Raw genomic sequence first — 12,484 nt, 5'->3', positions numbered from 1 at the left:
TGTAGGCTCCCTATCTGCATCGACCGCCATCCCGGGAGAGCCGCCATGGACACCCTGCTCCTCGCTCGCCTGCAGTTCGCCACCACCGCCTCGGTCCACTTTCTCTTCGTGGCCGTCACGCTCGGCCTGGTCACACTGCTCGTCGGGATGCAGACCGCGTGGGTGGTCACCGGCAACCACAGGTGGGAGCGGCTGACCCGCTTCTGGGGCCAGCTGTACGTGATCAACTACGTGCTCGGCATCGCGACGGGCATCGTGATGGAGTTCCAGTTCGGGCTGAACTGGAGCGGGCTGTCGCGCTACGTCGGCAACGTCTTCGGCGCCCCACTGGCGATGGAGACCCTTGTCGCCTTCTTCCTGGAGTCGACATTCCTCGGCATGTGGATCTTCGGTTGGCACCGGCTGCGCCGGGGTGCCCATCTCGCACTGCTCTACGGGGTCGCGATCACCGCGTACGCCTCGGCCTTCTGGATCATGGTGGCCAACTCCTGGTTGCAGAACCCGGTCGGCTACGAGGTGCGCGACGGCGTCGCCCACCTGACCGACTTCTCGGCACTGCTGACCAACCCGGCCCTGTGGATGGCGCTCGGGCACGTGGTGTCGGCCGCCCTGCTCACCGGCGGCCTGCTGATGGCGGCGGTGAGCGCCTGGCACCTCAACCGCCGCACCCCCGACCATGCGCTGTTCCGCAGCTCGCTACGGATCGGCCTGGTCACCGCCGCCCTGGCGATCACTCTCGTGCAGGGGTTCGGCTTCGCCCAGTTCGGGCCGGTGGGCGGGGTGCAACCCACCAAGTTCGGCAGCGACAGCCCGCAGGCCGAGGCGCTGATCGCCGACTGGACCAGCCGGTTCGGCCCCGGCGACTACCTGCCGCCGGCGCTGTCCAGCGTCGGCCTCGGCTTCATGATCCTCATCGGCTTCGCCCTCGGCCTGCTGTGGCTGCTCGTCCCGCTGCTCTGGCGGGACTGGATCATCCGCCTCCGGTTCCCGCTCTGGCTGCTGATGCTCGCCCTGCCCCTGCCGTTCGTGGCGGTGATCCTCGGCTGGATCGCCCGCGAGGTCGGCCGCCACCCCTGGGTGGCGTACGGACTGCTGCCGGTGGACCAGGCCGTCTCGCCGATCAGCCCCTGGTTGATGGCGACCTCGCTGGTCGGCTTCACGCTGCTGCTCGGCACGCTCGCCGTCACCAACTGGGTGCTGCTCGCCCGGTACGCCGCCCGGGGCGCCACCGACCCCGCTCTCGGCCGCCCGCCGGCGCAACCGCCGGCCGACGACCCACGCCCCGAACCCGCGTTCGCCTGAGGAGCCGGAGATGGAACTCGCCTGGTACGCCCTGCTCGGCCTCTTCTTCGCCGGCTACCTGGTGCTCGGCGGCTACGACTACGGCGTGGGCCTGTTGCTCGCCCGTGGCGCCGACGACTCGCACCGCCGCGCCGCCCTCAACGCGATCGGGCCGTTCTTCCTCGGCAACGAGGTGTGGCTGGTGGCCGCCGCCGGCATCCTGTTCGGCGCGTTCCCCGTGCTGGAGGGAGAGCTGCTCGCCGGCAGCTATCCGGCGGTGGCCGCCGCGCTCGCCGGGGTGATCCTGGTGACCGCCGGGGTGCAGTTGCGCAGCCGGCCGGCCAGCGGACGGGCCCGCGCCGCGTGGGACCGGGTGATCGTGGTCGGCAGCCTGCTCGCCGCGCTCGGCTGGGGTGTGGTGCTCGCCGGGCTGCTCCAGGGCGTACCGCTGCGGGCCGACGGACACGTGGCCGGAGTGACCCACCTGTTCACCCCGTTCGCCGCCGCCACCGGGCTCGCCGTGCTGGCGCTGATCGTGGCGCACGGTGCAACCTTCCTCACGCTCCGGCTACCTACCGTAGTGGGCGACCGGCTCCGGCCGTTGGCCCGCCGCCTGCTCACCACCGCGATCGTCGCGGTCGGCGCAGCCGCCGTCGTCGGTCTGGTCTCCGACCGGGTACGCGCCGCCGCGCAGCGCCCGGCGATCGGCGTACTGCTGGCGGTTTTGCTGGTGGCGGCCCTGCTGGCGGCGCGGGTGGCGCTGGGGCGGCGACGGCCCGGCGTGGCCTTCGCCGCCACCGGGACAGCGCTCGCGCTGCCGGTGCTGCTGGTCGGAGCGACCCTCTGGCCGTACGTGCTGGTGTCGACCGTGGAACCGAACGCGTCACTGAAAGTTGCCGACGCGGCCGCCAGCGGGCCGACCCTGCGGCTGCTGGGCTGGCTGACGGTACCGCTGCTGCCGGCCCTACTAGGCTTCCAGGCGATGTGCGTGTGGATTTTCCGGGGACGGACCGACGGCAGGGCACCGGTGTACTGGTGAGCCGCCGCCCCTTCGACCCGCGGCTGCTGCGCCGGGTTCCTGCGGCCCGACGCGACCTCACCCTGCTCGCGTTGCTCGGTGTGCTCGCCGCCGGGCTGGTCGTGGCGCAGGCCACCGCCCTGGCCGTGCTGCTGGCCACGGCCTTCACCGGGCGACTGGACCGGGCCGCACTCGTCGGTCTGCTGGCCGCCGTCGCGGCCCGCTCGGGTGTGGTCTGGGCACAGGGCGCGGTGTCCGCGCGGGTGGCCGCCACGGTCAAGGCGGCGCTGCGGGCCGACCTGCTGGGTGCGGTCGCCCGGCACGGGCCCGGCTGGGTCGCCGGCCAGCGGGCCGGGCAGCTGGCCACGCTCGCCGGCCGGGGCCTGGATGCGCTCGACGCCTACTTCACCGGTTACCTGCCGCAACTCGTGCTCAGCATCACCGTGCCGGTCGCGGTACTGGGTCGGGTCGTCTTCGCCGACTGGAGTTCGGCGGTGATCATCGCGCTGACGCTGCCGCTCATCCCGATCTTCGGGGCGCTGCTCGGCTGGCAGGCGCAGGCCGCCACCGAGCGCCAGTGGCGGCGGCTGTCCCTCCTCGGCGGTCACTTCCTGGACATGGTGGCCGGCCTGCCCACGCTGCGCGCGTTCGGCCGGGCCCGGGCGCAGACCGACGCGGTACGGCGGATGGCCGACGGTCACCGGGTGGCCACCATGAAGACGCTGCGGATCGCCTTTCTCTCCGCGTTGGTGCTGGAACTCGTCGCCACCCTGTCGGTGGCGCTGGTCGCCGTCCCGGTCGGCATCCGGCTGCTCGGCGGCGGGTTGGCGCTCCAGACCGCCCTGCTGGTGCTGCTGCTGACCCCGGAGGCGTACCTGCCGCTGCGGGCGGCCGGCAGCCGGTTCCACGCCAGCATGGAGGGTCTGACCGCGCTGGACGAGGCACTCACCCTCTCCGGTTCGGCGCCCCCGGCGCCGGCGGGCCACCCGGGCCCGCGACCGGACGGGCGCGCCGAGATCCGCTTCGAGTCGGTGACCGTCGCGTACGAGCGCACCACAGCGCTGCGGGACGTGTCGCTGACCATCCGGCCCGGCGAGCGCATCGCGATCATCGGGCCGAGCGGCGCGGGCAAGAGCACCCTGCTCAACCTCCTGCTCGGCTTCGTGAGCCCGACCGACGGCCGGGTCACCGTCGGCGGGGTCGACCTGGCCGGCGCCGACCTGGACGCCTGGCGGCGACAGGTGGCGTGGGTGCCGCAGCGGGCCCACCTGTTCGCCGCGTCGCTTGCCGACAACATCCGGCTCGGCACCCCCGACGCGACACCTGCCGCTCTCACCGCCGCGGTTCGCGCCGCCGCACTGGACGAGGTGGTCACCACCCTGCCCGACGGGCTGGACACCCTGCTCGGCGAGCGGGGCCACGGCCTGTCCAGCGGGCAGCGGCAACGGGTGGCGCTGGCCCGGGCGTTCCTGCGGGACGCGCCGGTGGTCCTGCTCGACGAGCCGACCGCGCGCCTCGACGCCGCAGCCGAGGCGGCCGTGCTGTCGGCCACCCGCCAACTGGTCGCCGGTCGTACCGCGCTGCTGGTGGCCCACCGGCCCGCGCTGCTGACCGACGTCGACCGCATCCTGCGGGTCGAGGACGGGCGGGTCACCGAACTGACTCCGGTACCCGCCGGGGAGCGCAGATGAGCGGGCACACCAGCGCGCTGGTGTCTCCTCGCCGCGCCGAGCGAAGCGAGGCGGCCCGATGAGCAGCGGACACCCGCCCGAGCTGATCGTGCTGCGCCTGGCCCGGCCGTACCTGAAGCGCCTGATCGGTGCCGGGCTGCTCGCCGCGGCCACCGAGTTCGCCGGGTTGGCTCTGATGGCGACCGCGACCTGGCTGCTGATGACCGCCGCCGGTCAGCCCCCGCTGGACCGACTCACCGTCGCGATCGTGGCGGTACGGGCGTTGGCGGTGAGCCGGGGCGTCCTGCGCTACACCGAGCGCCTGGCCGGGCACGACGCGGTGCTGCGCCTGGTCACCGATGTTCGGGCCCGGGTCTTCGACACCCTGGCGACCCGGCGCGGCGACCCGCCCCGCAGCGGGGACGCGTTGAGCCGGCTGGTCTCCGACGTGGAGGCGGTTCAGGACCTGCTGCTGCGGGTGGTCGTGCCGGCGGCCGCGGCCGGGCTGGTGAGCGTACTGGCCGTCGGGCTGACCGCGCTCGTCTCGCTGCCGGCCGCGCTCGCGCTCGCCGCCGGGCTGCTGGTGGCCGCCGTGGCCCTGCCGGCGCTGGCGACCGCGCTGACCCGACGCGCCGCTGCGGAGGTGGCGCCGCTGCGCGGCGCGCTCGCCACCGACGCGATCGATCTCACCCACGGCGCCGCCGACCTGGCCGCCTTCGGTGCCACCTCGGACGCGCTGGCGGCAGCCGGTCAGCGGGCCCGCCGACTGGCCCGGCTGGAGCGACGGCTCGCCGCGCTGGGCTTCGCCGTCGACGCGGCCGGGGTGCTGGTGGCCGGCCTCACCGCCGGCGCGGTGGTGTACGTGGCCCTGGGCGCCGGAGTGGACGGCGTACTCGTCGGCGTGCTGGCCGTCGGCACGCTGGCCGCCGTGGAGATCGCCCTCGCGCTTGTCGGCGCCGCCCGCCAATGGACCGGTCTGCGGTCCGGCCTGGCACGGGTCGTCCAGCTCCTGACACCCGACGACGTCGGCTCCGGGACCACCCGGATCTCCGTCAGCGCTCCTTCGGCCGACCCGGCGCCGACGGTCCGGTTCGAGGGGGTGACGGTCAGGTACCGGATCGGTGTTCCCGCCGCGCTCGACGGGTTCGACCTTGAGCTGCCACCCGGACGCCGGGTCGCGGTCGTCGGTCCCAGCGGCGCGGGCAAGAGCACCCTGGCCGCCGTCCTGACCGGCGCGGTGTCCCCCGCCGCCGGCCGGGTCACCCTGGACGGGCGGGACGTGTCGGCGTACCCGCCCCAGCAACTGCCCCACCTGGTCGGCGGGCTGCTCGCCGAGGCGTACGTCTTCCATGCCACCGTCCGGGACAACATGCTGCTCGGCCGTCCGGACGCGGACGAGGACGCGCTGCTCGCCGCCGCCACCGCCGCCGGGTTGTCGGACTGGGTCCAGGCCCAGCCGGACGGCTGGGACACGGTGGTCGGCGAGGAGGGTGGACAGCTCTCCGGCGGTCAACGACAGCGACTCGCGCTGGCCCGGGCCCTGCTCGCCGCGCCCGGCGTACTGGTGCTCGACGAGCCCACGGAGGGTCTCGACCCGGTCGCCGCCGACCAGGTGCTGGCCAGCGCGTTGGCCGCGACTGCCGCCGGGCACTCGGTGCTGCTGATCACCCACCGGCTCAGCGGCCTCGCCGAACTGGACGAGATCGTGGTGCTGGACGCCGGCCGAGTCGTGCAGCGGGGCCCACACACGGCGCTCGTGGCGACGCCCGGCTGGTACCGGGAGCAGTGGGTGTTGCAGCAGGCCGCCGAGCACGGCTACCTCGCGGTGTCGGGCTGATCCCTCCGGGCCGCCTCCGGGATGTCTCCGAGGCCGGGACACCCACCGGCATGGCAGGGTTGGGGACATGCCGGTCAGGGACGACGTGTTGGTCGAGGAGCACCTGCGGCAGCTCGCCGGTCGGCTCCGTGGGCCGCGCCGGCTGCGGGCCGACCTGATGACCGAGGCCCGGCACGGGCTGCTCGACGCCGTCGATGCGTACCGGGACAGCGGCGTGCCGGCGGGCGAGGCGTCCCGGCGGGCGGTCGCCGATTTCGGTACGCCGGATCAACTCGCCCCGGCCTACCAGGCCGAGCTCGCGGTGGCCGCGCTGCGCGGGCTGTCCCTGCGGGTGGTCGCCTTCGCCGCGACCGCCTCGATCGCCGGTGACCTGACCTGGCACGGATCGAGCTGGAGCAGCGGCCCACGACCGCCCTCCGGTTACCTGCTGTTGTCGCAGTCGGTGGAGTGGATCTGGGCAGCGGCGTTCCTGCTCGGCCTGGCCGGGCTCGTGCTGGTCGTGGCCACCGCCCGCTCGGCGCGCCCCGCCCTGACCGCCCTGGCGCGCAGCGTCGGTGTCGCGCTGACCGGGACCGCCCTGCTGGGCGCGGTGGCCGGGGCCGGGCTGTTCACCTGGTCGATCCTGCTGTGGGACGCGGCCCTGACCTGGCCACCGATGATCATCGGGATGCTCGTCGGTGCCGCCGCCCACGTGTGGCTGGGCGACGCCGCCCGCACCTGGCTGCTGGCCACCCGCTGACGTGTCAGCCCGCGGTGGTGGGTGTGGTGCCCGGGTCGAGGAAGCGACCGACCGTCGACCTGAACTCGTGCCATCCCGACCGCTGGTCAGCCAGCGCCCGCCGGCCGCCGTCGGTGAGCTCGTAGGTCCGCCGTTCCCGCCCGTTGACCGTGCTCCAGGTGCTGACCACGTGGCCGGCCCGCTCCAGTCGTCGCAGTGCCGGGTAGACGGTGCCGGTGGGCAGGTCGAGGCGGCCGTCGCTGCGCGCCCGCAGAGCCTCGATGATGGCGTAGCCGTGCAGGGCCCCCCGTTCCAACACGGCCAGGAGCAGGGCGTCGAGGTGTCCGTGCAGCGCCTGGGCGTTCATACGTAGACACGCTACTTGTTATCCGCGTGGTGAGCCACCGGGGTGCGGCCAGCGGTTACCGAGCGCAGCCAACTAGGGTATGTGCCCAGAGTCACTCACCGGCATCAGCGCCGGGGGTGGTAGCCCGACACACGGAGGTCACCGTGGCCCGCCAGTCGCCCCAACGGCCGGACGCCGACGAGCCCGAGCTCGATGACACGACCGGCACCAGCGAGCCGGACGTCGCCGAGCCGGCCGACGCCGCGCCCGACGTCGCCGCGGTGGAGACCGCGAACCGCGCGCTCTGGGACGAGCTGCGGATCGATCCGGTGGAGATCGCCCTACCGGCCGGCACCGGCTTCACCCTGCGGGCGTACCGGTCGGCCAGTGAGCTGACCCCGACCGACGTGGCCGAGCGCGACGCCGACGACCCCTTCCTCGCCCGCCGCCAGGTCGACACGACCGGGGACGACGATGAGGAGGAGGGTGACGTCGTCATCCTCGACGAGGACGTCGCCCGGGAGTTCGCCGAGAGCGAGGACGAGGAGAAGCGGGCGCAGCGCGGCGACGACGACGCCGACGGGAAGGCCGCCGCCGAAGACGGGAAGGAGGCCACCGACGAGGTCGCCGCCAACGAGGCGGGCGACGAGGAGGTGCCGGTCTTCCTGACCCACCGGGGCCGGCTGCTGCTGTTCAAGACGCCCGAGTCCCTTGTCAGTTTCGTCCGTTCCGGCGCACCCAACGATCTGTCTCAGCTGGACAGTTGGGATGAACTGTCCGAACGGGTGGAACCGGCCGACATCGCACCGCTGGACGATGACGTCTACGAACTCGATCTCGTCGTGGAGAACCTCCGCGGCGGGCACGACACCTGGGATCCGACGCTGCTCATCGAGGCCGGCGAGGTCGCCCGCGACCTGGCGTACGCCCTGCGGCTGCCCGCGGTGCTGGACATGCTCTCCACCGGCTCCAGTCTCGACGACCTGGACGAGGCGCTACGGGCATCGGTCGGCGGCGGCATCGGCGGCTTCATGGGACGGCGTAGGCTGAAGAAAATCGGGGCACAAACCGCAAGTCTGGGTTGGCGGACCATTGTCGGGAAGATCTCTGCGGTCGTGGACTGGCGCGACTGACCCGCACCAGGGAGCATCAGTCTCTGGCAGAGAAAGCCCTGTGTCCCGGGAGGAGGACGACGCCGTGGCGCTCGTGCGCGTGTACTGCGGTCTGACCTCGGCGGACCCGGCCGACCGACCGGTCTCGACCGGATCGGCGCTGACGTCCGCTGTGGTCGACGACGCAGGCCGTCTGCTGCATGTCTGCGAGATCGGCGACGACCCGGCGGGCTACGCCCGGCTGGTCACGCTGCTCGTGGAACGCTCAGGCGGGCCGAGCGGTGCGGCGATAGCCGCCGACAGCGACGACCACACGATCACTTCTCTGCTCAGCGCCGCCGGTCGCCCGCTGGCGATCGCCGACGACGACTCGGTCGACGACTTCGCCGAACGGTTCGCCGACGACGACTCACTTGAGGAGATGCAGTCGCCGCCGGCCGTCCGGCGCGCCATCGGTCTCGCCCGTTCGCTGCAGGCCGGGGCCCTGTCGGCGGTGACCCTGCCGGCCCCCCGTGACCTCGCCGGATACAAGCAGGTCCTCGCCGCGCACGCCGCGCTGACAAGCGGCCGGCACTCCGCCGCGGTCGCACTGCGCGAGGTGCTGCGCGAGCTCTACCCGGCCGCGTTGCGCGCCTACCCCGACCCTGCCGAGTCGATTCCACTGGCCGTGCTGGACGCGCTTCCCGAGCCGGGCATGCTTACCGACGCGGCCGGCCGGGGCCGCGACGCGGCGGTCACCGCGGACGCCGTCACCGCCCAACTCGCCGCCGAAGGGGCAGGTGACGCGGAGGCGATCGACGAGGCGGTCACCGCGCTGCGCGTCGCCATCGCCGAGACCCCCCGGCGGGCCACTGTCAACCGGGCCCTCACCTCCGCCGCCGCGGAGACCATCCGGCAGGCGGTCGCCTCGGTGCGGGCCTGTGACGCCGGCTGCGAGGCGCTCGTCGGTGCCCTGCGGGCCCGCACCGCCGGGCCGGTGCAGGGGTCCGGTCGGCGGGCTGCCGCCCGACGTGGCGAACAGGTCGGCGAACTGTCGGCGAGCACCCCCGGCACCGCGACCGCCCTGCGGTCGGTGCGCCCCAGCGGACCCGAGCCGGCCGGTGGTCGCCGCAGCCGGCCGGAGCCGGTGCCGGGCGCGGCTCCACCGCCCTCCCCGCGCCCCCTCGGGCCACCACCGGTGGCGCCCGCACCTGTCGCTCCGCCGCCGGTCGCACCCGCCCCGGTGACCCCGGCCGCCGTTGCCGGCCCACCCGCCTCGCCGTCCCGGGCCGAGTCGCTTCCCTCCCGTGGGGACGGCCCGATCAACCGGCCGATCTCCGCGCCGCCCCCGCCGCCGCCCGGGATCACCCCGATCGCGCCGACGCAGCGCGGGACGATCCCGCCCGCCGATGCGGGCGAGCCGTTCCGGCCGACCCTCACCACCGCGGCGATCAACAACGCGCGGGCCGAGCGTCAACGCACAGTCATCCCGCCCCGACCCAAGACCAAGAGCGAACCACCGGCACCGACCGGTGGCTTCAGCGCCACCGACCTCAGCGTCCCGGTGCCGGCACCCCGCCCCGAGCAGGAGAAGGCCGCTCCACCGGGATCCCGCTCGAACTGGCCGCTGGTCAACAACCCGGAGAACCCGGCGGACACCTCGCCCCGCAATCCCGTCGTCGGCTCGTACGACGACCGGGGTCGGCGCAGCGCCCCCGAAACTCCCACCGACCACAGTGCCGACCGTCGGGTCACCCCGCCGTGGCTCGCCGACGACCTGCCGCCGGAGCCGCCCGTGCTCCGACTGGTCGAGCCGCCACCGCTGGCCGACCGGGCGCTGCGCAACGGAACCCCGCCGCCACCGGAGACGCCGCCGCTACGCCTCGTCGACCGGGGCGGCCCGGAACGCGGCAACCGGGGGACCGAGCGGTTGGACCTCCCACCGGCGCGCCGCGCGGCCGAGCCGCCGATCGAGCACCGGCCGCCGCCGGTCTCCGACGAGGGCGACGGTGACCTGCTGATCTTCGCGCAGGCCCGCTCCGCCTGGTTCGTGGGACACGGCGAGGAGGCCGACCTGGACTGGTCGACCACGGCCGACAGCGGATGGCAGGCCGCCGAGCAGGCGGCCCGTCCCGCAGTGGGTGACGAGACGAACGCCGGGCTGCCCAAGCGCGTACCGCAGGCCAACCTGGTGCCCGGCTCGCCGCTGCGCGAGGAGCGTCCGCTGCGGATCGTGCGGGACGCGGCCAGCCTGGCCGAGAACACCACAGGCTACTTCCGCGGCTGGCGCCGGGGGCAGGAGATCGGTGGGTTCGCGGTCGGTGGGCGCCCCGGGCGGGAGTCCGCCGGCGGCTGGGACTTCACCCGCGACACCGGCGACCGCGACGACGATCGGGAGTACGAGTACCGCTCCGCCGGCTACCGTTCCTGACCTGAGAGACAACGCCGGCAGGGCGGTGGGACACCGCAGTCCCGCCACTCCTGCCGGCGGTCTCGCAACGCCTTTCACCTGCGTGTTTCTGCCCACACCCGGATAATTTGACGCCGAGTCGGCGCGGCCGGGAGCATACCCGCGGAACAGCCGGCGGCAGGTCGCCGGGCGGGAAGGCGACTCATGGCGACACCGGTGACCGGCCCATCCGTGATCAACCGACGCGGCGTACTGGCCGCAGCGGCGGGCGCGCTTCTGCTGAGCGCCTGCGGGCGCGACGGTGGGCGGGAGAATGCCGTCGCCCGCCCCACCCCCGGTCAGGAACTGGTCGTCGGCGCCACGCTGGAGCTGAGCGGCCCCGGCGCGGCGCTGGGAGTGCTCCAGGAGCGGGCGCTGGCGATCAGCGCGGCAGCCCTCAACGAGAAGGGCGTGGCGGTCGGCAACCTCCGCCGGACGGTACGCCTGGAGGTGCTGGACAACCGCAGCGATCCCCGACTGGCCGCCCGGCAGGCGACCGAGCTCGGCCACCGCGACGACGTGCACGCCCTGCTCGGGGCCACCCTGGCGGAGACCTCCATGTCGGTCATCGGGGTGGCGCAGAAGCTCCGGCTGCCGTTCGTGTCGCTGGCGTTCGGCGACTCGATCGCCGTGCCGCTGGCCCAGCGGGCCTTCATCTACAAGGTCACCCCGGACGCCGGAGACGTGGCCCGGCGGCTCGCCCAGCTGATCAGCACCGAAGGTCTGCGCCGGGTGGTGCTGCTGGCGGAGGACGGGCTGCACGGCGACTCGGGCGTGCGGGCCATGCGGGGCGCGCTGCGCACCGCCGAGGTCGGTCTGGCCCGCACCGTACGGCTGCCCGCCGGCAAGGCCGGCCTCTCCCGCGCCGCTGAACAGGCCGTCGCGGCCCGGGCGGACGGTGTGGTGGTCTGGGCCACCGCGCCCAGCTCCGGTGCCGCTGCGCGGGCGCTACGCGCCGCCGGCCATGACGGCGAGCTGTTCTTCGACGCCGGGGCGGTGGCCGAGGAGACCCTGGACGGCGCGAACCTGCCCGCCGTCGAGGGTGCCTTCGCGGTCCACCCGTCCTCGCTGGGCGGCTCCACGATCGCCAACAGCAGCGCCGCCGGGCGCGCCTACCGCGACCTCGTCTCGGCGTACATCCGCGCCCACGGCGCCTACCGTGGCTTCGCCCCGTACGCCTCGGACGCGCTGCTGCTGATCAGCACGGCGGCCCGGTTGGCCGACAGTGTGGACCGGGGGCGGCTGCGGGCGTACCTGCAGAACCAGGTCACCGATGGGCTGGCCGGGATGTACTCGTTCACGCCCATCCGGCACAGCGGCATGGACCGCCACTCCCTCGGGGTGTACCGCGTCGACGGCGGTGCCTGGAACCGGCTCAACTGACGACGGTGGGCGCCCCGGGGGCGCCCACCCACGTCATCTGGTCGCCAACCTACGTCCGGTGACGGCGGTGGCCGTCACCGGACGTAGGTGCCGATCGTCAGGCGGGCGCGACGGCCCGGGAGCGACGCATCGTCAGCACGTACTCGACAAGCGAGATCAGCACGTGCTTCGTCGACTCCCGGTTCCGAGCGTCGCAGGCCACCACCGGCACGTCGCTGGAGATGGCGAGCGCCTCCCGGACGTCCTGCGGGTCGTGGTACTGCATCCCGTCGAAGCAGTTGATGGCCACCAGGTACGGCAGCCGCCGGTGCTCGAAGAAGTCGATCGCCGCGAAGCAGTCGGCCAGCCGGCGGGTGTCCACCAGCACGACCGCGCCGATCGCACCCCGCACCAGCTCATCCCACATGAACCAGAAACGGGTCTGACCCGGCGTACCGAACAGGTACAGGATCAGGTCACGATCGATCGAGATGCGGCCGAAGTCCATGGCCACCGTGGTCGTCGTCTTACCCGGCACCTGCCGGGTGTCGTCGACGCCGACTCCGGCGGAGGTCATGATGGCCTCGGTGGTCAGCGGCGTGATCTCCGAGACCGAGCCGACCAGCGTCGTCTTGCCGACGCCGAATCCACCGGCGATAACAATCTTCGCCGACGTCACGCGCCCGCTCGGGGCCGGCGGCCGGTGCGACAT

10 protein-coding genes are annotated in these 12,484 nt (G+C 73.9%); 8 read left to right on the top strand and 2 right to left on the bottom strand.

Annotation, left to right across the window (positions count from 1 at the left end):
• The first annotated feature begins 45 nt into the window (after positions 1-45).
• The 5 genes from AB0I71_RS02690 to AB0I71_RS02670 all read left to right on the top strand — a co-directional run bounded on the left by AB0I71_RS02690 (position 46) and on the right by AB0I71_RS02670 (position 6,545).
• On the top strand, positions 46-1,302 hold the full coding sequence (locus AB0I71_RS02690; protein ID WP_357581486.1) for a cytochrome ubiquinol oxidase subunit I: 1,257 nt from the start codon (positions 46-48) through the stop codon (positions 1,300-1,302).
• Between the two features lie 10 nt (positions 1,303-1,312).
• Positions 1,313-2,320, top strand: a complete 1,008-nt coding sequence (cydB, locus tag AB0I71_RS02685) for a cytochrome d ubiquinol oxidase subunit II (protein WP_357581485.1) — start codon at positions 1,313-1,315, stop codon at positions 2,318-2,320.
• Positions 2,317-3,990 carry a thiol reductant ABC exporter subunit CydD gene (gene cydD / locus AB0I71_RS02680; RefSeq protein WP_357581484.1) on the top strand — a complete coding sequence of 558 codons (1,674 nt, stop codon included), beginning with the start codon at positions 2,317-2,319 and terminating at the stop codon, positions 3,988-3,990. The genes cydB and cydD overlap by 4 nt, the downstream gene beginning before the upstream one ends.
• 58 nt (positions 3,991-4,048) lie before the next feature.
• Positions 4,049-5,806, top strand: a complete 1,758-nt coding sequence (cydC, locus tag AB0I71_RS02675) for a thiol reductant ABC exporter subunit CydC (protein WP_357581483.1) — start codon at positions 4,049-4,051, stop codon at positions 5,804-5,806.
• Positions 5,807-5,873: 67 nt separating this feature from the next.
• Complete coding sequence (locus AB0I71_RS02670; RefSeq protein ID WP_357581482.1) at positions 5,874-6,545, top strand: permease prefix domain 1-containing protein; 672 nt, start codon at positions 5,874-5,876, stop codon at positions 6,543-6,545.
• Between the two features lie 4 nt (positions 6,546-6,549).
• Here AB0I71_RS02670 and AB0I71_RS02665 read toward each other — a convergent pair whose 3' ends face one another.
• Positions 6,550-6,891: a helix-turn-helix transcriptional regulator gene (locus AB0I71_RS02665; RefSeq protein ID WP_357581481.1), complete on the bottom strand. Its 342-nt coding sequence runs from the start codon at positions 6,889-6,891 to the stop codon at positions 6,550-6,552.
• 116 nt (positions 6,892-7,007) lie between these two features.
• On the opposite strand from AB0I71_RS02665, the gene AB0I71_RS02660 reads away from it, so the two are divergent.
• The 3 genes from AB0I71_RS02660 to AB0I71_RS02650 all read left to right on the top strand — a co-directional run bounded on the left by AB0I71_RS02660 (position 7,008) and on the right by AB0I71_RS02650 (position 11,793).
• Entirely contained in the window at positions 7,008-8,003 is a 996-nt protein-coding gene (locus AB0I71_RS02660; RefSeq protein ID WP_357581480.1) for a DNA primase, read from the top strand.
• A gap of 40 nt (positions 8,004-8,043) precedes the next feature.
• Positions 8,044-10,392: a transposase gene (locus tag AB0I71_RS02655; protein WP_357581479.1), complete on the top strand. Its 2,349-nt coding sequence runs from the start codon at positions 8,044-8,046 to the stop codon at positions 10,390-10,392.
• 195 nt (positions 10,393-10,587) lie between these two features.
• Positions 10,588-11,793, top strand: coding sequence for an ABC transporter substrate-binding protein (locus tag AB0I71_RS02650; protein ID WP_357581478.1), 1,206 nt, complete (start codon positions 10,588-10,590; stop codon positions 11,791-11,793).
• Between the two features lie 97 nt (positions 11,794-11,890).
• Here the strand turns inward: AB0I71_RS02650 and AB0I71_RS02645 are convergent, their stop codons facing one another.
• Complete coding sequence (locus AB0I71_RS02645; RefSeq protein ID WP_155215169.1) at positions 11,891-12,484, bottom strand: ATP/GTP-binding protein; 594 nt, start codon at positions 12,482-12,484, stop codon at positions 11,891-11,893.

Origin of the sequence: Micromonospora sp. NPDC049891, assembly GCF_040660295.1 — a bacterium.
GTDB lineage: Bacteria > Actinomycetota > Actinomycetes > Mycobacteriales > Micromonosporaceae > Micromonospora.
The sequence above is the reverse complement of the archived record's forward strand: the minus strand, read 5'-3'. Positions and strand labels throughout refer to the sequence as shown.

Coding starts and splice junctions, on each gene's coding strand:
- AB0I71_RS02690 (WP_357581486.1), top strand. CDS start 46: ATGGACACCCTGCTCCTCGCTCGCCTGCAGTTCGCCACCACCGCCTCG.
- cydB (WP_357581485.1), top strand. CDS start 1,313: ATGGAACTCGCCTGGTACGCCCTGCTCGGCCTCTTCTTCGCCGGCTAC.
- cydC (WP_357581483.1), top strand. CDS start 4,049: ATGAGCAGCGGACACCCGCCCGAGCTGATCGTGCTGCGCCTGGCCCGG.
- AB0I71_RS02670 (WP_357581482.1), top strand. CDS start 5,874: ATGCCGGTCAGGGACGACGTGTTGGTCGAGGAGCACCTGCGGCAGCTC.
- AB0I71_RS02665 (WP_357581481.1), bottom strand. CDS start 6,891: ATGAACGCCCAGGCGCTGCACGGACACCTCGACGCCCTGCTCCTGGCC.
- AB0I71_RS02645 (WP_155215169.1), bottom strand. CDS start 12,484: ATGTCGCACCGGCCGCCGGCCCCGAGCGGGCGCGTGACGTCGGCGAAG.